Source organism: Psychromonas sp. SR45-3, assembly GCF_014163575.1.
GTDB lineage: Bacteria > Pseudomonadota > Gammaproteobacteria > Enterobacterales > Psychromonadaceae > Psychromonas > Psychromonas arctica.
Genome location: NZ_JACJDP010000029.1, coordinates 1 through 21,544, shown reverse-complemented (window position 1 = coordinate 21,544; position 21,544 = coordinate 1). Strand labels below are relative to the sequence as shown.

General features: G+C 37.2%; 18 protein-coding genes. 9 read left to right on the top strand and 9 right to left on the bottom strand.

Annotated elements, in window-relative coordinates; genetic code table 11:
• Positions 1–239 precede the first annotated feature (239 nt).
• Positions 240–1,319, top strand: coding sequence for a glycerophosphodiester phosphodiesterase (glpQ, locus tag H5084_RS14245; protein ID WP_182690955.1), 1,080 nt, complete (start codon positions 240–242; stop codon positions 1,317–1,319).
• A 129-nt stretch (positions 1,320–1,448) separates the two neighbouring features.
• Here glpQ and H5084_RS14240 read toward each other — a convergent pair whose 3' ends face one another.
• The 6 genes from H5084_RS14240 to rhlB form a co-directional block, all read right to left on the bottom strand.
• Entirely contained in the window at positions 1,449–2,228 is a 780-nt protein-coding gene (locus H5084_RS14240; RefSeq protein WP_182690954.1) for a DeoR/GlpR family transcriptional regulator, read from the bottom strand.
• Positions 2,229–2,490: 262 nt separating this feature from the next.
• Complete coding sequence (gene glpK / locus H5084_RS14235; protein ID WP_182690952.1) at positions 2,491–4,020, bottom strand: glycerol kinase GlpK; 1,530 nt, start codon at positions 4,018–4,020, stop codon at positions 2,491–2,493.
• A 109-nt stretch (positions 4,021–4,129) separates the two neighbouring features.
• Positions 4,130–4,948: an MIP/aquaporin family protein gene (locus H5084_RS14230; protein WP_182690950.1), complete on the bottom strand. Its 819-nt coding sequence runs from the start codon at positions 4,946–4,948 to the stop codon at positions 4,130–4,132.
• 645 nt (positions 4,949–5,593) lie between these two features.
• Positions 5,594–6,259, bottom strand: a complete 666-nt coding sequence (locus tag H5084_RS14225) for a DUF4136 domain-containing protein (RefSeq protein WP_182690948.1) — start codon at positions 6,257–6,259, stop codon at positions 5,594–5,596.
• Between the two features lie 452 nt (positions 6,260–6,711).
• Positions 6,712–7,626 (bottom strand): guanosine pentaphosphatase, encoded by a 915-nt coding sequence (locus tag H5084_RS14220; protein WP_182690946.1) that lies wholly within the window; start codon positions 7,624–7,626, stop codon positions 6,712–6,714.
• Between the two features lies 1 nt (position 7,627).
• Positions 7,628–8,884 (bottom strand): ATP-dependent RNA helicase RhlB, encoded by a 1,257-nt coding sequence (rhlB, locus tag H5084_RS14215; RefSeq protein WP_182690945.1) that lies wholly within the window; start codon positions 8,882–8,884, stop codon positions 7,628–7,630.
• A gap of 124 nt (positions 8,885–9,008) precedes the next feature.
• Here rhlB and trxA point away from each other — a divergent pair, with 124 nt between their 5' ends.
• The 7 genes from trxA to polA all read left to right on the top strand — a co-directional run bounded on the left by trxA (position 9,009) and on the right by polA (position 18,917).
• Entirely contained in the window at positions 9,009–9,335 is a 327-nt protein-coding gene (gene trxA / locus H5084_RS14210) for a thioredoxin TrxA (RefSeq protein WP_025563658.1), read from the top strand.
• Between the two features lie 165 nt (positions 9,336–9,500).
• Positions 9,501–10,769, top strand: a complete 1,269-nt coding sequence (gene rho, locus H5084_RS14205; RefSeq protein WP_028867859.1) for a transcription termination factor Rho — start codon at positions 9,501–9,503, stop codon at positions 10,767–10,769.
• Positions 10,770–11,042: 273 nt separating this feature from the next.
• Positions 11,043–12,512, top strand: coding sequence for a 4-hydroxy-3-polyprenylbenzoate decarboxylase (gene ubiD, locus H5084_RS14200; RefSeq protein ID WP_182690943.1), 1,470 nt, complete (start codon positions 11,043–11,045; stop codon positions 12,510–12,512).
• A 108-nt stretch (positions 12,513–12,620) separates the two neighbouring features.
• Complete coding sequence (fre, locus tag H5084_RS14195) at positions 12,621–13,316, top strand: NAD(P)H-flavin reductase (RefSeq protein WP_182690941.1); 696 nt, start codon at positions 12,621–12,623, stop codon at positions 13,314–13,316.
• A gap of 66 nt (positions 13,317–13,382) precedes the next feature.
• Complete coding sequence (locus H5084_RS14190) at positions 13,383–14,552, top strand: HDOD domain-containing protein (protein WP_182691002.1); 1,170 nt, start codon at positions 13,383–13,385, stop codon at positions 14,550–14,552.
• A 73-nt stretch (positions 14,553–14,625) separates the two neighbouring features.
• Entirely contained in the window at positions 14,626–15,735 is a 1,110-nt protein-coding gene (locus H5084_RS14185; protein ID WP_182690939.1) for a 1-acyl-sn-glycerol-3-phosphate acyltransferase, read from the top strand.
• Between the two features lie 383 nt (positions 15,736–16,118).
• A complete protein-coding gene (gene polA, locus H5084_RS14180; RefSeq protein ID WP_182690937.1) occupies positions 16,119–18,917 on the top strand; it encodes a DNA polymerase I in 2,799 nt (932 codons plus the stop codon).
• A gap of 152 nt (positions 18,918–19,069) precedes the next feature.
• On the opposite strand, the gene H5084_RS14175 is transcribed toward polA, so the two are convergent.
• The 3 genes from H5084_RS14175 to H5084_RS14165 form a co-directional block, all read right to left on the bottom strand.
• Positions 19,070–19,540 carry a chemotaxis protein CheX gene (locus tag H5084_RS14175; RefSeq protein ID WP_182690936.1) on the bottom strand — a complete coding sequence of 157 codons (471 nt, stop codon included), beginning with the start codon at positions 19,538–19,540 and terminating at the stop codon, positions 19,070–19,072.
• A gap of 48 nt (positions 19,541–19,588) precedes the next feature.
• Complete coding sequence (locus H5084_RS14170; protein ID WP_259396814.1) at positions 19,589–20,068, bottom strand: transcriptional repressor; 480 nt, start codon at positions 20,066–20,068, stop codon at positions 19,589–19,591.
• 83 nt (positions 20,069–20,151) lie between these two features.
• Positions 20,152–20,616: a helix-turn-helix domain-containing protein gene (locus H5084_RS14165; RefSeq protein WP_182690934.1), complete on the bottom strand. Its 465-nt coding sequence runs from the start codon at positions 20,614–20,616 to the stop codon at positions 20,152–20,154.
• A gap of 122 nt (positions 20,617–20,738) precedes the next feature.
• Here H5084_RS14165 and H5084_RS14160 point away from each other — a divergent pair, with 122 nt between their 5' ends.
• Positions 20,739–21,506 (top strand): ferredoxin--NADP reductase, encoded by a 768-nt coding sequence (locus H5084_RS14160; protein ID WP_182690932.1) that lies wholly within the window; start codon positions 20,739–20,741, stop codon positions 21,504–21,506.
• The last annotated feature ends 38 nt before the right edge of the window (positions 21,507–21,544 follow it).

Below are 21,544 nucleotides of genomic sequence, written 5' to 3'. Positions count from 1 at the left end.
AATGCTTAATTGCATGAAGGATTGATAATAATGCCAATGCTATTAAATAGCTGATCATTTTGTTGGTTAGAATGCTTCACTTCTGCATTAGAAGTTTTGTAATAGATCGTCAATTTCATGCAATCTTTGCTTTAAATTGACGCCTTTTTTTACCCAATAATTGATCATATAGTTAATGAAGTTGGTATAAGTCAGCCGTTATTTAACGGTTACATTTTATGATAAGGATGGATCAAACGATGTTTACAAAATTACCCCGTTTAAAAAAATTATGCTTAGGAATAATTGTAGCATTACCTATTATCAGCAGTGCTTATGCAGATAAAATCGTGGTTGCCCATCGTGGTGCAAGTGGTTACTTACCAGAGCACAGCATGGCAGCAAAATCTATGGCTTATGCTATGGGCGTTGATTATATCGAGCAAGATGTAGTGATGACTAAAGATAACGCGTTAGTTATTTTACATGATCATTATCTAGATGGTGTTACTAACGTTGCTGATGTTTACCCAGATCGTAAACGTGAAGATGGTCGTTATTACGCTATAGACTTCACCTTGGCTGAAATTCAAACACTAAGTATGACAGAAGCCTTTAAGATGAAAGATGGCAAAGCTACGGCTGTCTACCCTAAACGCTTCCCTCTTTGGAAATCGCAGTTCAAAGTGCATACTTTAGAAAATGAAATTGAATTGATTCAAGGCATGAATGCTAGCACAGGTAATAATGTAGGCATTTATGTTGAAGTGAAAGCGCCTTGGTTACATCTTCACGAAGGTAAGGATATTAGCGCCGCAGTATTAAAGGTCTTTAAAAAATATGGTTATACTAAAAAATCCGACTTAGCTTATTTTCAATCCTTTGATGCGAATGAGTTAAAGCGTGTTAAAACGCAGCTATTACCTGAATTAGGCTTGGATGTTAAATTAGTTCAATTGATGGCTGAAACCAGCTGGAATGAGACAATGGTGTATCAAGATGGTAAGGCGCAACCTTATAATTATGATTGGATGTTCAAACCTGATGCAATGAAAAAGATTGCTGAGTATGCAGATGGTGTGGGGCCATGGAAACCAATGGTAGTTGCTCCTGAGTCCACTAAAGATAAGCTTGTATTTACTTCTTTAGTTAAAGATGCACATGATGCTGGTATGGAGGTTCATCCTTATACTTTCAGATTGGATGAAGGAAGAATTCCAGCCTATGCAGAAAGCTTTGAAGACTTATTAGATATTTTCTATAACAAAGCAAATGTTGATGGTGTCTTTACTGATTTCCCTGATCGTGCAGTTAACTTTTTAAAGCAAGATAAACAATAAATCGAGCGTCTTTCGCATGATCAATGAAGTTTAATGTGAAAAAAGTTTAATCAGAAAAAGCACTTAACATGTGTAAGTGCTTTTATTTTTTTCCTATAAAAGGATAAAATAAAGTCGTTTTTAGACCTATTAAAGCTTGGTTTTAGATGAGGTCACTTCCAAAGGAATGTTATGTTCTTTTAAGATAGCAACAATTTCATCTGGTGGTGTAAGATCCGTTATTAGCATATCTAACTCACTGATATTTGCTAAGTTAACCATCGCATTGCGGCCAAATTTAGTATGATCTACTGCCAAATAAATGCGGCGACTATTCTCTATAATCGCTTTTTTAACACGTACTTCATGGTAGTCAAAGTCTAATAAAGAACCGTCATAATCAATACCGCTAATCCCAAGAATACCAAAATCCAGTCGAAATTGTTTAATGAAATCCAGTGTTGCCTCTCCGACAATTCCACCATCCTTGTTGCGTACTTCGCCACCGGCGAGAATAACTTTAAAGTCTTCATTGCCCATTAAAATGCCAGCAACATTAATATTATTAGTTACAACACGTAAGTCTTTGTGTTTTTTGACCAATTCTTTAGCAATTGATTCCGGTGTAGTACCAATATCAATGAATAAAGTGGCGCCATCGGGAATGTGTTTGACTAATGCCTCTGCAATGGAGTCTTTTTCATGTGATTGCATGACTTTACGGGCACTATAAGCTGTATTTACAGAGCTTTGTTGTGTTGTTGCGCCACCATGATGACGGCGTATTTTATTCTCATCTGCGAGTTCGTTAAGGTCGCGTCGAATGGTTTGCGGGCTAACGTTGAAGTGTTCAACTAGATTATCAGTACTGATATATCCATTTTTTTGTACGAGCTTTATTATTTCCTTATGTCTTGTTGTCTGCTTCACGAATATTGTTCCTTGCGTTACTGGCTAAATTCAATAAAACAAGTTTACTGCGACATCGGTGAATAGCAAGAAATTACAAAATTTATGAGTGCTAGACAACGCTTTCTTTTGGAATTAGAAATAAATCGTCTTTTGTTGCGGGTAATGATGAGTTTTTGAAAAGGAAGAGGGAGTTTATATCAAAAAAGAGCACCCTAAGATGCTCTTTTTATTGTTAATTAATCAATTTTATCATTAATAAATTTAACTTTATATGCGTGACTTATGGTGTATCTTCGTTATTTTCGTTGTGAAGATCAGCCCATACCATGGCACATTTGATTGCTCGTTTCCAACCGTTGTAACGTTGCTGACGTTTTTCTTGTACAGCTTGAGGCTCAAATGAACGTTCAATAGTTGCTTTGTCTTTTAGCTCTTCTAAACCATCCCAGAAACCAACTGCAATACCAGCAAGGTAGGCTGCACCCAGCGCTGTGACTTCAGTAACTGCAGGGCGATGAACTGCCGTATTTAGTACATCAGATTGGAATTGCATTAAGAAGTTATTGGCTACTGCACCACCATCAACTCGTAATGAAGCTAACTGAATCTTTGAGTCTGCTTGCATTGCGTCAAGTACGTCACGTGTTTGGTAAGCAATACTTTCTAATGTTGCACGAATAATATGGTTAGAATTAGTGCCTCGATTTAAACCGACGATTGTTCCTCGAGCATACGGGTCCCAATATGGTGCGCCTAAACCTGTAAAGGCAGGGACTACATAAACGCCGTTAGAAGAATCAACTTTGGTAGCAAAGTATTCAGAATCTTTTGCATCCGAGATTAACTTCAATTCATCACGTAACCATTGGATTGAAGCACCACCCATGAATACTGCACCTTCCAGTGCGTAAGCTGCTTCACCTCTAGGGCCACAAGCGATTGTTGTTAATAGGCCATTTGATGATGTTATTTTTTCTTTACCTGTATTCATTAACAAGAAACAACCTGTGCCGTAAGTGTTTTTTGCTTGGCCTTTTTCTACACACATGTGCCCGTACAATGCAGCCTGTTGGTCACCAGCAATACCGGCAATAGGAATACGTGTTCCACCTTTACCACCAATGTTCGTTTTGCCGTAAACTTCTGAAGAGCTTTTCACTTCAGCCATCATTGATCTTGGAATACCGAAATCTTTTAATAGTTTGTCATCCCACTCTAATGTGTTGATGTTGAATAACATAGTACGTGATGCATTGGTGTAGTCAGTTACATGTACTTTTCCTTGTGTCATTTTCCAAATTAACCACGTATCAACGGTACCAAATAGTAATTTTCCAGCTTCTGCATCTTCACGCGCGCCTTCTACATTATCCAATATCCATTTAATTTTGGTGCCTGAGAAATATGGGTCAAGCATTAAGCCTGTATTTTCACGTACGTATTCTTCTAATCCCTGTGCTTTTAGTTCTTCACAGATGCTTGCCGTACGACGACACTGCCATACAATCGCATTATAAACTGGCTTACCTGTTTCTTTGTTCCAAACAATTGCGGTTTCACGTTGGTTGGTGATACCAATAGCTGCGACTTGATCACTGCTAATACTTGCTTTTGCTAATGCTTCAGTTAGTACGCCACTTTGTGTCGCATAGATTTCCATTGGATCATGTTCTACCCAACCTGAATGTGGATAAATTTGTGTAAATTCACGTTGAGAAACACTGACAATATTTGCATCATGATCAAGGATCACTGCGCGAGAGCTTGTTGTGCCTGAGTCTAATGCCACAATATATTTTTTATCTGTCATTATATTTTTCCTTTTTTCAGTTGGGTTGAGTAATATAATCACTCTTTAGAAATTTTATAGTTATCTATGTAAAGGTTTTGATCTTTACCTATTTGTATTTTATTGTTTTTTAATCACATTCATTTGGAATAGTGCAGCCATGTCCTGTTTCTGGTAGGTAAGGAGAGATTACTTTCGGGTATACCCATGCACCAAAACAAGCACCGCAGATTGGACCTAAGATAGGCACTATAAAGTACGGAATTTCTTTAGCACCGCTCAATGCGAAATCCCAACCTGCTAAATAAGCAAATAATTTTGGTCCGAAATCACGCGCAGGATTCATAGCAAAGCCCGTTAGCGGGCCCAAAGAACCACCAATGACAGCAATTAAAACACCGATCAATACAGGGTTTAGTGCACCACGAGGTGCGCCATTGTTTTCATCACCTAATGCTAAAATGACGAACATTAGTACTGCAGTGATTACAAATTCAACAGAGAATGCACCAAATATAGATAATGAGGGATGTGGATAAGTTGAGAAAATACCTGCTGTAGACAAAGCCGCTTCACTGCTGCGCAAGAAACCATGTGCGATTTCATAGTCAGTAAACAGGTTGCTGTAAAGAGCGTAAATCAATGCTGCTGAGCAAAATGCACCTAGCAGTTGTGAGATAATATAAGGTAATACTTTCTGTTTTTCAAAACCATGAAATGCAGCTAGTGCGATTGTCACTGCTGGATTAATATGTGCACCTGATACTCCCGCTGTACAGTAAATAGCAATCGCCACTCCCATACCCCACATGATGCTTATTTCCCATTGGCCAAAACTTGCACCTGCTAATACTAGTGCTGCAACGCAACCTACACCAAAAAATATTAATAAAGCTGTGCCTATAAACTCTGCGATGCATTGGCCTAGTAATGAATGTTGTTTACTCATTTTACTTCCTTTTCCCTGTTTCAATGTATGAATGTATTTTGATGTGGTAAAGATACTTATGATTAACAAATTAGCTACATTATCAATCATTATTTGCGCGTTCGGTCATGTTTTGTTCTAAATCGAGCTTTTTGTGTGCTTTGAAAGTATTTTTGTTGTTACATGAATGTAAAGTTAAAATTAATTTTTACGTGATGTCGAGTATCTTTTTTATTGATTTTGTGTGGTTTTTTAGACGTAAGTCTATTGTTTTTGTTTGTTGGAAATGTAGTGAATAGCTAGTTAGATCATTGAGGTGTTGCTTGGTTAAATAATGTTCGAATATGCGCATTTTGAAGAAGATTTGAGTTCTTTATGTCATTTCAACAAGTGATCGGGGAAGATTTTAATGAGTGAGGAGGCGTCCTGATTGGTGTCGTTATTTAAGTGTCAAGGTTTATGGACATTATATGCTCTTATTTATTTTGTCCAATAGCTATAGCCTTAGGTCGTTATATGCGACTCTAGGTGGATCTAGGAGGTTCTAGATTGTCTTAACTTGCCTTGGGTTAGGTGAGAGTGAGCAAAATCGCACAGAACTACCCTTTAAGCTGTTGATATAGTGTTAATTTTAATTTTTATTGTTTTAGGTTTTTTAAGTGAAAATTAACATTCGCCTTCATAACGGATCGTTTGGGCTTTTGTTTTACCATTTTCTCCTGGAAAGTCTTTAAACATTGCAGCTAATAATTGATCGAATACACCTGCTATAACATCACACTCTCCGATGCTTTTCACTCGTGATTCATAGACTTTCTTTGCTTGATTTTTGTTGTCGGTAGATAGGGTTCTAGGCTTTAAGGATTCAGCTTCGACAATGTCTAATGCAAAAGAAATAGTGTATAGCGTAATTAAGCTGGCAGGATTACTGGTTGCGGCGTATTGCGGCATGACATAGCGTCGACCTGGAAAGGCGCTTCGCTTATCGTCTTCGTCTGTATAAAAGGCGTAGGGGCCAAAAATAGGTGTTAGCACAACGGAGGTTTTACCATTGTCTATACCATAGGCGACAATAGCAATGTATTGGGCCGTGTTTGCATTGTTTACAATTGAATAACCCACCATTGCGAGTTGAGTTTCAATTTTCTTTTTATAATTAGCAAACTCTAGTGAATTATTTTTATCAATATCCGCCGACACCACAAATATATTACCGGAGCTGCTGTAATTCTGCTGATAAAAAGCGGTCGTTTTAGTATCTATCTTAAGCGTTGAACAAGCCGAAATAAAAAGTATTAATGAAAGTAGGGCGAATCTGTGTAGGTATTTCATTATAAATCCTCATTAATTAATCTAAAAATTTTATTCATAGGGTAAGATTGATGACCCTTTGATAAATGTATTTCTACTCAGGATAAGCAGAGCGATAATGGGCTATGTTCCAATTAAGTTTCAACTATGTTTCAGCGATGCACTTTATGCATCTACCAATAAACAATCTAGTATGCTGGCTGCAATGTAAAACATGATGACAGAAAAGGCTGTTTGAACCGTGAGTTGGCTCTAATAGTCGTATCAAATCATTAATCAATATTTTAATGAACTGTGGTGACTTTTGCCTTGAAGATTGATTTTTAATACAGATCTTTAATACCACACTGAATACAGTTTGGTGTCGAATTAGGAATTAGGAATTAGGAATTTTAATAGTTAACAATTCACCATTTCAATAGAATCAAGTGATTTTTAGTACAAGAAAGAGTGAAAGTGTGTTCACACAGGCATTAAAAATGCGTTTGACCATTAAACATCATACTGATTAAACCTTCACGAAGTGCGCCATTGGAAAGTTGCATAGACTCAATATTTAAGGATTCAAATAGTGCGATTAAAATAGCTAACCCACTAGCAAAAACAGGCATTCTAGATTCTTCTAAACCAATAATGTTCAGTTTTTGTATGGCTTGGCATTGTATACATTGTTGCTTAATGTTGTGTAGTAGTTGTAACGACAACGCTTGGCTTAAGTGCTGTGCTTGATTGACTTCATTAACCGCTTGAATAGTACCTGATGCGCCTAGTGTCAGCTGCCATTGGTGTTGTGTATATTGTGCTTTAACAGTTGAAATAACCTGCTTTGCTGCATTTATCGCATTATTAAAATTATATTCATTTAACAGATCATCAGCAAAATAATGATTCAACCAAGTAACACAGCCAATATCTAAACTATTCGCGACATGAATGTGATTACCTTTTCCTAGTACCAGCTCAGTACTTGCCCCTCCGATATCGATCACTAACAGCTCTTTGTCTGTTTTTTCAGTAAAAGAGACGCCTTTAAAAATCGTTTCAGCTTCTTGAACCCCTGAAATTAGATTAATAGGGTGGTTGAGAATGTCCTGTGCAGTACTTAAAAAAAGTTGTTTATTAGTGGCGATACGCAGTGCTGCAGTCGCAGTAATAAGGATGCAGGCAGGTTGAATTTCATCCAACAGCGCCCTGAAGTCTTTTAGGCAATCCCAACCTTTTTCCATGGTGGCTAAATTAAGTTGTTTTTGCCCATCTAATCCGGCGGCTAAGCGTACTTTTTGCTTATGCTTTGAGACGACGTTAAAACCATTAGCTTGTTTGGTGACTGTAAGCATGTGGAAACTGTTCGAGCCTAAATCAATAATGGTATAACGCGCTGTTGCCATATTATCTTTTATGTGACCTATGATAGTTGTCTTTGCGATTATTTGGATGAACTTTATATTTAGTTACTTTCATCACTGGTAAAGAATCTAATAATGAATCTTTATCGTATTCGCTAACGGGAATATTATGCTTAATATACTCTTCAATGCCAGGTAAATTAAACACATATTTTTCACAGGCTAAACTTATCGCTAATCCTTTTTCACCGGCACGACCGGTTCGACCAATTCGATGTACATAATCTTCACAGTCATCGGGCAAGTCAAAGTTAAAGACGTGTGATACTTTTGGAATGTGTAAACCACGTGCTGCAACATCCGTTGCGATCAGAATATCCACGTCACCTTGAGTGAATTGTTCGAGAATATGCTCACGTTTTTTCTGTGGCACATCACCCGTTAACAAACCTGCACGGTGACCGTCACCCGCTAAATATCCCCATACTTTTTCACAAGCATGTTTAGTATTAGCAAAAACAATCGCTTTTTCTGGCCATTCATCTTCCATCAAGCTCAGTAACAACAACATTTTATCTTCGTTTGAAGGATAAAAGAGTTCTTCTGTAATATTAGCTGAAGTCATTACTTCAGGTTCAATCTGCACGTGCTCAGGGCTATTCATGTGCTCAAAGGCAAGCTCTTGTACTTTGTGTGACAAGGTAGCAGAAAATAATAGGTTTAAACGTTGGTCAGCAGGTGGCATACGACGGAATAAATAACGAATATCTTTGATAAAGCCTAAATCGAACATGCGATCTGCTTCATCTAAGACAACACTTTGTATTGAATCTAAGTTAATAACACCTTGTTTTACGAAGTCGATGATACGCCCCGTAGTGCCAATTAAGATATCAACGCCTTTTTCTAGTTTATTTTGTTGAATTTCAACTTTTTCGCCCCCATATGCTAAACCAAGGCGTAATGATGTTGATTTCGAAAGTATGATTGCATCTTTATGGATTTGAATCGCAAGTTCACGCGTAGGTGCTAAAATAATAGCTCTAGGCTGATTCTTGCGGCGATTTTCAGGTGCATCGTTAGTTAATAGGTGATGGAAAACGGCAGGTAAAAATGCCAAAGTCTTGCCTGTACCCGTCTGAGCTTGGCCTGCGATATCTTTACCTTGTAAGGTAATTGGCAGTGACAAAGCTTGAATCGGCGTACAGTATTCAAAACCTATAGCAGTTAAACCTGAAAGTAGACTTGGCTCTAGAGGCAAGTCTGAAAATTTTGTTTGAGTTAGGTGTGTTTTATTCATTTGCAGAGCATAGCAGTTTATACTTGCAATAAATATTGAGATCGATTCAAATATCAAAAAATATATTTTACCAGTGAGCATGTTATAATAACTTTCTACTAGTAAATCTTTTCTGGAGATAAAAATGAGCGAAAATATCGTAACTTTAAGTGATGCAAGTTTTGACACTGACGTTGTAAATGCAGCTGGTCCTGTTTTAGTGGACTTTTGGGCTGAGTGGTGTGGTCCTTGTAAAATGATTGCACCAATTTTAAGTGAAGTCGCTGTTGAATATGCAGGTAAAGTAACTGTTGGCAAATTAAACATTGACCAAAACAGCGAAACTCCACCAAAATTTGGTATTCGTGGTATCCCAACTTTATTATTATTTAAAGATGGAAAAGTGGCAGCAACTAAAGTTGGCGCGCTTTCTAAATCACAACTTACAGAGTTTTTAGACGCTAACGTTTAAATATTCTTCTCAGAATGAGGTTAAGTTAATCTAGCTTAATCTTCATTCTGGACAGTTCCAATTATTAATGCTACCTTTACGCTCAAATTATGAGCAATTCATTTTTAAGCTATCCAAATACACGTTATCTACCCAATTAATCCATATTAAAACATCAAAAGAATTATGAATCTAACCGAATTAAAAAATACTCCCGTTTCCCAGCTTGTTGAGCTCGGAAGTTCGATGGGGCTTGAAAATTTAGCCCGTCTTAGAAAACAAGATATTATCTTCGCAATATTAAAAGCCCATGCTAAAAGTGGTGCTGATATTTTCGGTGCTGGTGTTTTAGAAATCTTACAAGATGGTTTTGGCTTTTTACGTAGCTCGGATAGTTCTTATCTAGCTGGGCCTGATGATATCTATATTTCTCCTAGCCAAATTCGTCGTTTCAACTTACGAACCGGTGACAGTGTTGAAGGTAAAATAAGACCGCCTAAAGAAGGCGAACGTTATTTTGCATTGCTGAAAATTATGCAAGTTAATTTCGACAAACCAGAAAGCTCCCGCAATAAAATCTTATTTGAAAACTTAACTCCTATCCATCCAGATGAGCGTTTCCGTTTAGAGAATGGTAGTGGTAGTACTGAAGATATTACTGCACGTATTCTAGATTTAGTTTCACCGATTGGTAAAGGTCAACGTGGTTTGATAGTTGCACCGCCCAAAGCCGGTAAAACGATGTTGCTACAAAATATCGCGCAAAGTATTTCAATTAATTATCCTGAAGCTGAATTGATTGTTTTATTAATCGATGAGCGTCCAGAAGAAGTAACTGAAATGCGTCGCTTAGTACGTGGTGAGGTAGTTGCATCGACATTTGATGAGCCTGCTAGTCGACACGTTCAAGTTGCTGAAATGGTTATCGAAAAAGCAAAACGTCTTGTTGAACATAAAAAAGACGTGGTTATTTTGCTGGATTCAATTACACGTCTCGCACGTGCTTATAACACCGTTATTCCGAGTTCTGGTAAAGTACTAACAGGTGGTGTTGATGCCAATGCATTACACCGTCCTAAGCGTTTCTTTGGTGCTGCACGTAATGTAGAAGAAGGTGGAAGTTTAACTATCCTTGCTACTGCACTGATCGATACCGGTTCTAAAATGGATGAAGTTATCTATGAAGAATTTAAAGGTACGGGTAACTCTGAGATTCATCTAAATCGTAAATTAGCTGAAAAACGTGTTTATCCTGCGATTGATATCACTCGCTCTGGTACTCGTCGTGAAGAGTTATTGACTAAGTCTGACGAATTACAGCGTATGTGGATCCTGCGTAAGATTGTTCATCCTATGGGTGAAATTGGCGCAACTGAATTCATGATTGATAAGTTAGGGTTGAGTAAAACCAACGATAGCTTCTTTGATGCAATGAAAAATCAAAAAGCAAAATAGTTGATTTTGTTTTATTGAATAATAACGCTACCTAGGTAGCGTTTTTTTTACTTTAAATTTTGTCTTGGACACTTATCGCAATAGTATTGATAAGCTATTGAGCTTAATTATTAATATTCTTCTATTCAATTAAGACATGGCTTATTTTTATCAGTAAACTTGATCAGTTATTAACTGTATTTCGTATTAGTCTTACACCCTTGAAGTAATATGGGCATCGATACTAAATCAGTATTATAAGATGTAACCGTTCAACATAATAAGCAGGTAAATATGAAGTTTGATGATTTGCGTGATTTTTTAAATCAACTAGAAGAAAAAGGGCTATTAAAACGTATTAGCCAAGAAATAGACCCTAATTTAGAAATGACTGAAATATCCGACCGTACGCTACGTGCAGGCGGTCCTGCCTTGTTGTTTGAAAATCCTAAAGGTTATACAACGCCTGTATTAACTAATCTCTTTGGTACCACTGAACGTGTTGCATTAGCAATGGGTAAAGAAAAAGTGAGTGAATTGCGTGAAGTCGGCGAATGGCTTGCTTATTTAAAAGAGCCTGAGCCACCTAAAGGCTTAAAGGCCATGTGGGAAAAGTTACCTATTTTCAAGCAAGTGTTAAATATGCCAACCAAAAAGGTAAGTTCGCCTGCTTGTCAAGAAGTTGTGATGCAAGGCGACGATGTGGATTTAACTAAGTTACCTATCATGAAATGCTGGCCTGGTGATGTTGCCCCGTTAATTACGTGGGGGTTAACAATTACTAGAGGCCCTTATAAAAAACGTCAGAATCTCGGTATTTATCGTCAACAGTTGATCTCTAAAAATAAAATTATCATGCGTTGGTTATCGCATCGTGGTGGTGCGATTGATTTTCGTGAGTGGCAAGAAGCAAATCCGGGTAAACCTTTTCCTGTCAGTGTCGCTTTAGGGGCTGACCCTGCTACTATTTTAGGTGCAGTAACACCGGTACCTGATACCTTATCAGAATATGCTTTTGCAGGGTTATTACGTGGCTCGCGGACTAAAGTTGCCAGTTGTTTAAGCAATGATTTAGATGTGCCTGCTACGGCTGAAATGATTTTAGAAGGTTATTTGATGCCTGGTGAAGAAGCTCCAGAAGGACCTTATGGTGACCATACTGGTTACTATAATGAAGTTGATGATTTTCAAGTGATGACAGTAACCCATGTTACAACTAGAAAAGACCCTATTTATCACAGTACTTATACGGGGCGTCCACCCGATGAACCTGCAATTCTTGGTGTCGCACTTAATGAAGTTTTTGTACCTATTATTAAAAAGCAATTCCCTGAAATCGTTGATTTTTATTTACCGCCTGAAGGTTGCTCATACCGTATGGCAGTAGTCTCGATGAAAAAAAGTTATCCTGGTCATGCCAAGCGAGTGATGTTAGGTATTTGGTCTTTCTTACGTCAATTTATGTACACTAAATTTATTATTGTATGTGATGATGACGTTAATGTTCGAGATTGGAATGATGTTATGTGGGCTGTGACTACACGAATGGATCCTAGCCGTGATACCACTTTAATTGACAACACTCCGATCGATTATTTAGATTTTGCTTCTCCAGTATCTGGCTTAGGTTCAAAAATGGGGTTAGATGCAACTAATAAATGGCCTGGTGAAACTACCCGTGAATGGGGAACGCCTATTGTGATGGATGAAGCAGTAAAAGAAAAAATAGATGATCTTTGGAATGACTTAGATATTTTGTCATAATATAAAGGTGATACGATGATTATTTATTAATAATATCATCATCTTTATTATTCAAACATTAATGATCATCTAAACTACAATTACCGCCAAAAAATAAAAGAGAAATGAATGCCACAAATTACTTGTAATGTTGCTTCGATTGAGAAGTTAAATGCGTTTTTATATCGTGTGTTTTTAGCCCCAACTAGCAGTGCACCTTTTAAAGCGGGTCAATATGTCTCTGTGGTAATGGGAGAAGGTGATAAACGCCATTTCTCAATTGCAAATATACCTTCGAATGATTTAATTGAGTTACATATTGGTGCCACTGAAGATAATAAATATGCAATGCAAGTTGTTGAGAAAATGCAATCGGGTGAGCCAATTGAAGTTGAAATTGCTAACGGTGATGCTTATCTGCGTGAATCATCAACTCGTCCAATTATTTTAATGGCTGGGGGAACTGGTTTTTCTTATGTGAAATCGTTGCTTGAACAAATTGTTGAGTCAGATCTACAGAACCCTGTTTATTTATATTGGGGTGTTAAAGAGTATTCGCATTTCTATTTTGAAGAGCAAGCCAAAAGCTGGTCTATTGAACATCAAAATATTCATTTTCATCCCGTTGTTGAGCTACCTGAAATACATTGGCAAGGCAAACATGGTTACGTTCACCAAGCTGTATTAGATGAGTTTAATGATTTATCTGAGTTTGATATTTATATCGTTGGCCGTTTTGAAATGGCTAAGGTAGCCCGTGAAGATTTTATTAAAAAAGGGGCGCTAATCGGCCATATCTATGGCGATGCATTTGCATTCATTTAATATTTTACCAAGTGCTAACGTTTTGTTATCTCTTGGTAATGACTACTACTGGATTTCAATCGTTTGATGGTAAATAAAGTACTCTCTGCAGCAACAGAGACCGAACAATTATTTCTTCGCTTCTTAGTCGGCAAAAGTAAAGTCTATAAAGAAGAGGACTACAATGACGGTCTAAATGAACAAGATAGTGATGCTAATCAACAAAATGGTTGGCATCAACGTACTTTATTAAGTGTTGAAAAAGAACGTAGAATGCGTGTATTAGAGGAAAAAAAATTACAACAAAGACGTGAGGCAGTATTCGTCCGTGATTTTCAGCAATTACTATTAACAACCATTAATGAAAAGCTGGAGAATACTCAATGTGTATTATGTGATCACTTACAAATGCATCAGCAATGTGTTGATTTACTAACGGCACTGATTGCGAAAGAAACACGATATTCAGTATTGGCTGAGTTATTAGACCGTAACCCATATGTGCGTAATCATGTGATTGGTCTTGTTTCGAGTCAAAATTTCATGGCTTTATTAGGCAGGCAAAAACGTATTGTTCATGATACACAAACTGCTGTTGGCATGATTGGTACTAATGGATTACGTTATTTAATTCCTGCGTTGATGTTTAAACATTGTATTAATATTTATAATCACCATAATCCTTTGTTTACTAAAAAGTTGTGGCGCTATCAATTGACCTTAGGTCAAGCTTGTACTTCGTTAATGTTAGAAGCCGGATACCGTCATCCCTATGAAGGGCAGATGTTATCTGCGATGCTCAATTTTGCTTATACTGCCTCTTTTCATCAATACCTTACCTCATTTGAACACGTCCGCTCGCGCTTGATTCTAGAAGCTCGTGAACAAGATGAAAGCATGCGTCACGGCTTTTTTCATGATCTCAAGTCTGATCTTGCTTCATTGCAGGCGTTATTGATCACTAAATCCGATCTAATGATGAGCGTTACGCTTGCTACTCCAGTATTCTCCAAGGACTTTCCTCATTTAATCACTGCATTAACTGAAGAAGTAGAAAATATCGATTTTGACTCTCGTTCTGTGTTGGGACAAATTCTATTTAAAGCCGTTTATTTTGCAAAATATGAGCAATTACGTGCTGCTCGTTTATTTAAAGATGAATGGCTAGCGAGTTATTTTAAAAGTGCTCACATTGATAAAACAACTTTTAAACTCTTGTCCGAACAAGCATTGTTTCGATTTAAACCCGACTGGTAGATGTTTGAAATAGACTCGCTGAAATAGCCAAAATCGTGTAAAATACGTCATCCATTTTATAGAGAATTAAAACATGCCAAGTAACATCGATAAGTTTAGTGATATTCGCCCATATAATGACCAGGAAATACAACCTGCGATCAAGCGAGTCATTAATAGTAAAGAGTTTATTGATGCGATATTAAGCTTTCGTTTTCCTAAGCTATCTAAATATTTAGGTTTTGCCTTAAAACCATTAGTGCGCCAATATTTCTTATATAAATGGAGAGAAATTAATAGCATTGATCAAATGCAAAAAATCATGGGCCGTTACGTACAACGCATGATTGATTCTACAACCACTAACTTCACTTATTCCGGATTAGAAAACTTAGATGCGACTAAAAACTATCTATTTGTTTCTAATCACCGTGATATTGCAATGGACCCCTCATTTGTTAACTGGGCGTTATACTCAGAGAATTTTCAAACTGTGCGTATTGCAATAGGCGATAACTTACTCAGTAAACCCTTTGTTTCTGATTTAATGCGTATGAATAAAAGCTTTATCGTTAAGCGTTCAGTCACTGGTGTGCGTGAAATGATGAAATCGTTATCGCATTTATCGGATTATATTTGTAGCTCATTAAAAGAAGATAGCAGTATTTGGATTGCACAAAAAGAAGGGCGTGCAAAGGATGGTTTTGACAAAACGGATCCCGCTATCATTAAAATGTTTTATGTTAATGGTAAAAAACAAAAAGTACCTTTTGCCGAATATATTAAATCATTGAATATTGTTCCTGTTGCTGTTTCTTATGAACTCGATCCGTGCGATCAACAAAAAGCACGTGAATTATATGAAAAAGCAGAGTTTGGTGAGTACAAAAAAACGGAATTTGAAGATATCGAAAGCATTGTTAGCGGCATCATCGGGCAAAAAGGCCATGTCCATGTTTCATTTGGTACTCCATTGCATGGTGACTATGAAAATGCAGACCAAGTTGCTGAAGAGATAGATACACAAATCTATCAGAACTACTTTTTACACCCTTCTAATTTGATTGCTGCTGAACAAGATGTTGATAATATTCCTGCAGAAGAAATTGCAGCCTTTAAGGCGCGTATTCAAGCGATAAAACCTGAGTTACAGGACACCGTATTAAAAATGTACGCAAACCCTGTAGGGCATTACACAAGCTAATCGCCACTAAATAACTGATTTACGCTATTTGTTATGCACATTCAAAGAATTGTTGAATGTGCGTTTTTTGTTTTTAATTCATCTCTATCTGATTGAAAAATAAAGTTTAATTTCAATGTTTTGTGCTACCTCAAATTTTCAACAAATTCATTAACAGAGTTATCCACAGATTGTTCCATGTTGAAAGTAAATGTTTATTTTCCACTAATACCTATTAGTAGGTGATAATTGATAGTCAATTTCTAGCGTCTTCCTATCGTTCAAATTTTCATCTCCATGTAACAACTTACCGTTTTGTCGAAGACAATATAATAAAACGTGATCACTATTTTATGTCGTGTAGGTATACTAGGTAACAATTTTATCTGATTGGTAGTTAATCTATGGCTGTAGTTCCTGAAAATCCCTTTGTACTTGTTGATGGGTCCTCTTATTTATACCGTGCTTTCTTCTCTCCTCCACATTTAACTAATTCTGCAGGCGAAGCGACCGGCGCTGTTTACGGCGTTGTTAATATGTTGCAAAGTTTATTAAAGCAATTTAGTCCGACCCATATTGTGGTGGTCTTTGATGCGAAAGGAAAAACCTTCCGTGATGACATGTACGGAGAATATAAAGCCAATCGCCCTAGCATGCCGGATGATTTACGCAGTCAAATTGAACCGTTACATGCGGTGATCAAAGCAATGGGCTTACCTATTTTAACTATTCCGGGCGTAGAAGCCGATGATGTGATTGGTACTTTAGCGTTACAGGCGAGTAAGATGGGGGTTAAGACCCTGATCAGTACTGGTGATAAAGACATGGCGCAGCTGGTAGATGAACATACATTCTTAATTAATACGATGACTAATACCACTTTAGATGTTGAAGGTGTTAAAGAAAAATTCGGTATCCCACCTGAAATGATCATCGATTATTTAGCATTAATGGGTGATAAGGTCGATAACATTCCTGGCGTTCCAGGGGTTGGTGAAAAGACCGCATTAGCTATGTTACAAGGTTTAGGTAACATGGATAGCATCTATGAAAACTTAGATAAATTAGCTGATTTAGGTTTCCGCGGTAGTAAAAACATGGCTAAAAAAATGCAAGATAATGAAGCCATGGCACGTTTGTCTTATCAATTAGCAACCATTAAATTAGATGTAGAATTAGATCAAGGTTATGAAGATTTTAAACCTTCCCCACAAGATACTGATGAGCTAATTAAACTATTTGGAAAATTAGAATTTAAGCGTTGGTTAGCATCATTATTAGCCGGTGATAATTTAGTCGCAAAAGCCTCTGCAGGTCAAGAAAGCCAATCAAACCCTGTCTTTGTAGCTGCTAAATCTATGGTGGATCGCGATAGCTATAAAACTATTTACACCAAAGGTCAGCTTTTACAATGGATCAAGAAGCTACAAAAATCCGAGTTATTTGCGTTTGATACTGAAACTACCAGTTTAGATTATATGCAGGCAAAAATTGTTGGGTTATCGTTTGCGCTCCAAACAAACGTCGGTGAAGAAGGACTGCCTATTATTGAAGCCGCTTACCTTCCGTTAACGCATGATTATATTGATGCGCCTACACAATTAGATCTTACTGAGACACTTGAGCTGCTAACGCCTTTGTTGACGTCAGATGAATATAAAAAAGTAGGTCAAAATCTTAAATACGATCGCAGTGTATTATTGAATCATGGTATCACCTTAGGTGGTATTGCTTTTGACACTATGCTGGAATCTTATGTACTAGATAGCACTGGTAAACATGACATGGGTACCTTAGCATTAAAATATCTAGGCCATAAATGTATTAGTTTTGAAGATATTGCGGGTAAAGGTAAAAAACAGCTTACGTTTAATCAGATTGCTATTAAAGAAGCGGCTCCTTACGCTGCCGAAGATGCTGATATTACGTTACGTTTACACTTGGAATTACAACAGCGATTACAAGAAATTCCTGAGCTATTAACAGTATTAGATGAAATTGAAATGCCGTTATTGACAGTATTATCTGATATTGAACGAGGCGGCGTAGAAATTGATAGCAAATTACTAGGTGTACAAAGCGTTGAAATTGCAAAACGTTTATTAGAGCTAGAAGAATTAGCTTATGAAGAAGCTGGTAAACCTTTTAACTTGAGTTCACCGAAGCAATTACAGACTATTTTATTTGAAGAATTAAATATTCCTGTCATTAAGAAAACACCTAAAGGTGCACCTTCTACAGCAGAAGAAGTGCTTCAAGAGTTAGCGTTAACTTATCCGTTGCCTAAGTTGATTATTGAGCACCGTGGTTTAAGTAAATTAAAATCGACTTATACCGATAAATTACCGTTAATGGTTAATGCTGATACCGGTCGTCTACATACTTCTTACCATCAAGCTGTCACAGTGACTGGGCGTTTATCTTCAAGCGATCCAAACCTACAAAATATTCCAATCCGTAGTAGTGAAGGCCGCCGTATTCGCCAAGCTTTTATTGCTCAACCTGGATACAAAATTGTGGCTGCCGATTACAGCCAAATTGAGTTACGTATTATGGCACATTTATCACAAGATGAAGGGTTATTGGCCGCTTTCTCAAGTGGTAAAGATATCCATAAAGCAACTGCTGCTGAAGTATTCTCTGTTAGTGTCGATGAAGTGACTGTTGATCAGCGCCGAAGTGCTAAAGCGATTAACTTTGGTTTAATCTACGGTATGAGTGCATTTGGTTTGGCTAAGCAATTAAATATTGGTCGTCAAGAAGCACAAACTTACATGGATCGTTATTTTAGTCGTTACCCTGGTGTATTAACTTATATGGAAGATACGCGTCTAATTGCTAATGAAAAAGCTTACGTAGAAACTATTTTTGGACGTCGACTACAGCTACCTAATATCAATGCTAAAAACGGTATGTTGAAAAAGGCCGCTGAGCGTGCCGCAATCAATGCGCCGATGCAAGGTACCGCAGCTGATATTATCAAAAAAGCGATGATCAAAATGGCTGAATGGGTGAAACAAAAGCCGGAAGGTACGGTTCAAATCTTAATGCAAGTTCACGATGAATTAGTATTTGCTATTAAAGAACAGTTTGTTACCGAGTATACAAAAGAGATCCAAGCGATTATGGCTAGCGCAGCAGCATTAGATGTACCATTAATTGCCGATGCAGATGTTGGAGATAATTGGGATGAAGCACATTAATTTTGAACTTAATTAAGAATAACAGGACAAATAATATGAAGATATAACATTGTCCATGCTTTCTTCCTTGTTCCCCTCAATATGTGTTGCGTGTATTGAGGGTTTTTTTTGGCTGTTTTTAGGCATGCTTGGAATGTAAAGTTTTAAGGGGATTAATTCGGTTTGGTAAAACAAATCTCGATATAGGCATTACCTTTATCAGATTTAAAAGGCATTAATACTTTAGAACCATTCACTTGATGACTAATGGAATGATTTTCACCAGTAACAACAATAGGTGTTGCCATGTCAAATTCAAAGCCTTTTTCACCTAGTTGACGTTTGGCACCGCCTGCTACCATGTTGGTGATTTCACCCACCATATCGGTAATATCAGCAGAGATATCTTCGATTTTCTCACCTACCATCATTTCAAATACATTTAATGCTAATTCTTTCTCAAAACTAATTGAAAATGAGCCTGAAGTAGTTGGCCCAACCATACCAATTAATCCAGAGACATCGCCACGTGCGACTGTATCTTTTTTTAGGCTGGGACGTCCTGGTTTAATATCTAGCATCGCCATGGTTTTTAAAACATTAATAAATGAGGATAAAAACGGGTTAACAAATTCTGCATTCATAGTTTAATTACTGCTCATAATGATTAAGTGGGTGAATTTTTTATGCGACTAATTATAGAGGCAGCTTTCACAAATTCCATGCGCTTCTAATACTTTATTGGTAATTTTAAAGCCAAACTGTGAAGCTTTCTCAGAAAATGCCTCATCAATAACAGGATCACTCAATTCAATTACCTTTTTACACTTATTACAGATCAACAGCTGCATAGCATGTTCGCAACCTAAATGACAACACATTAAATAAGAATTCAACGATTCTATACGATGAATAAAGTTGTTTTCTAGCAAAAACTCTAATGCTCGATAGATAGTCGGTGGCTTCGCTTTGCTATCAAATGCTTGTAATTGTTCTAATAACTCATATGCCGTGATCGCACCTTTATGTTCAGCCATCAAAGTGAAAACTTGTTGTCGTACTGCTGTAAAACGTACGTTGTTAGTTTTGCAGATATCGATAGCGCGAGCAAGTAGTGGAGATGGTTTTATTGGCGGCATTGTTGAATGCGTTATTGACTGCGTTATTGACATAGTTACGTACTTTTTCAGTGAAAGAATAAATATAATAGCATAGCAGCAGCAGATTAAAGAGTGCAATTCATATACGTTAATACTTACTGATCAATAATTGAGGGCTTTAATGTATTTTTGCTGATCTTGGCATTTTGGTAGCGTTCTGAACGTTGCAATGTTTGAGTCGGGGTTTCTGCAAATAATTGTTTGTATTGAGCATTAAAAGTGCCAAGGTGAAAAAATCCAAAATTTAATGCAAGGTCAGCAATTGTAATCTGTTGTTCACTACTTAATAAAATGCGTCTTATTTCATTGAGACGACATTCTCTTATATATTGTATCGGTGAGATGTCTAAACCTTGCTCAAAACAATACTGTAATGATCTCCTGCTGATATGAGCAATTTGACATAATTCGGTGATCGTTAATGGGTAATGGTTGGTCTGCTTAATATAGTGAGTGATCTTTGCTATCACTCTTTGCATATTTTCAGCATTATCACCGTTAGACTTTTGATAATGCATCTTTTCTGCAAAGCACACATCGCGTAACTTTATCTTCAACATTATCCTCAACATTAAAATGAACAGAATCTGATTTTATCATTGCTTGATAATTTTTCTGGGTATAACCTGTATATATAATGCATGTTATGGTTTACCTTGGATTTTAATCTTGGAGAAACACTATGGATAATAATTCTATTCCCCCGCGTTTAATTGAAGGCACTGTTGTTGGGCGAACTGATTGGACAGAAAAACTTTTCAGTTTAAAAATACAGGCTTCAATGATGCCCTTCAAAGCAGGGCAATTCACTAAGTTAGCATTGCAAACGCCTGAAGGAGAGTGGCAGCGCAGAGCCTATTCAATGATCAATGCACCTAATGAAAAAATACTAGAATTTTTGTTAGTGACGGTACCTGAAGGTGACTTATCGCCTCGACTAGATATTTTACAACCGGGAGATAAGCTCTATGTTGGTCAAGATCCTGCGGGATTTATGACATTGGACGAGATACCAGAAGCGGCTCGTGATTTGTGGTTGTTATCTACTGGTACTGCGATTGGCCCTTTCCTATCAATACTTGCCGATCCAGCTTCCCAACAACAATTTGAACGAGTGGTATTAGTACATGCAGTTCGTAAAGAAGAAGAGTTAGTTTATCGCGAACGAATAGCGGAAATACAACAACGTTTTGGTGATCGCTTTCATTATATTCCAGTCGTTTCACGTGAAAAAGTATCCTACGCACTGAGTGGCAGGATCCCTCAATTATTATCATCCGGTGCTTTATCTGAATTCTCAGGCGTTGAATTGGACCCCATTAATAGCTTCTTTTTACTCTGTGGCAATCCAGAAATGGTTCATGACTGCCGTGATACATTGCAAGAAATGGGTTATAAAAAGCATTTACGCCGTGAAGTGGGACAGTTCACTTCTGAAAATTATTGGTAATTGATAATTGATAATTGATAATTGATAATTGATAATTG

Excerpts from the sequence above, each read along its gene's own strand:
- glpQ (WP_182690955.1), top strand. The coding sequence starts at position 240 with ATGTTTACAAAATTACCCCGTTTAAAAAAATTATGCTTAGGAATAATT.
- glpK (WP_182690952.1), bottom strand. The coding sequence starts at position 4,020 with ATGACAGATAAAAAATATATTGTGGCATTAGACTCAGGCACAACAAGC.
- H5084_RS14230 (WP_182690950.1), bottom strand. The coding sequence starts at position 4,948 with ATGAGTAAACAACATTCATTACTAGGCCAATGCATCGCAGAGTTTATA.
- H5084_RS14225 (WP_182690948.1), bottom strand. The coding sequence starts at position 6,259 with ATGAAATACCTACACAGATTCGCCCTACTTTCATTAATACTTTTTATT.
- H5084_RS14220 (WP_182690946.1), bottom strand. The coding sequence starts at position 7,626 with ATGGCAACAGCGCGTTATACCATTATTGATTTAGGCTCGAACAGTTTC.
- rhlB (WP_182690945.1), bottom strand. The coding sequence starts at position 8,884 with ATGAATAAAACACACCTAACTCAAACAAAATTTTCAGACTTGCCTCTA.
- trxA (WP_025563658.1), top strand. The coding sequence starts at position 9,009 with ATGAGCGAAAATATCGTAACTTTAAGTGATGCAAGTTTTGACACTGAC.
- rho (WP_028867859.1), top strand. The coding sequence starts at position 9,501 with ATGAATCTAACCGAATTAAAAAATACTCCCGTTTCCCAGCTTGTTGAG.
- ubiD (WP_182690943.1), top strand. The coding sequence starts at position 11,043 with ATGAAGTTTGATGATTTGCGTGATTTTTTAAATCAACTAGAAGAAAAA.
- fre (WP_182690941.1), top strand. The coding sequence starts at position 12,621 with ATGCCACAAATTACTTGTAATGTTGCTTCGATTGAGAAGTTAAATGCG.
- H5084_RS14190 (WP_182691002.1), top strand. The coding sequence starts at position 13,383 with ATGGTAAATAAAGTACTCTCTGCAGCAACAGAGACCGAACAATTATTT.
- H5084_RS14185 (WP_182690939.1), top strand. The coding sequence starts at position 14,626 with ATGCCAAGTAACATCGATAAGTTTAGTGATATTCGCCCATATAATGAC.
- polA (WP_182690937.1), top strand. The coding sequence starts at position 16,119 with ATGGCTGTAGTTCCTGAAAATCCCTTTGTACTTGTTGATGGGTCCTCT.
- H5084_RS14175 (WP_182690936.1), bottom strand. The coding sequence starts at position 19,540 with ATGAATGCAGAATTTGTTAACCCGTTTTTATCCTCATTTATTAATGTT.
- H5084_RS14170 (WP_259396814.1), bottom strand. The coding sequence starts at position 20,068 with ATGTCAATAACGCAGTCAATAACGCATTCAACAATGCCGCCAATAAAA.
- H5084_RS14165 (WP_182690934.1), bottom strand. The coding sequence starts at position 20,616 with ATGTTGAAGATAAAGTTACGCGATGTGTGCTTTGCAGAAAAGATGCAT.
- H5084_RS14160 (WP_182690932.1), top strand. The coding sequence starts at position 20,739 with ATGGATAATAATTCTATTCCCCCGCGTTTAATTGAAGGCACTGTTGTT.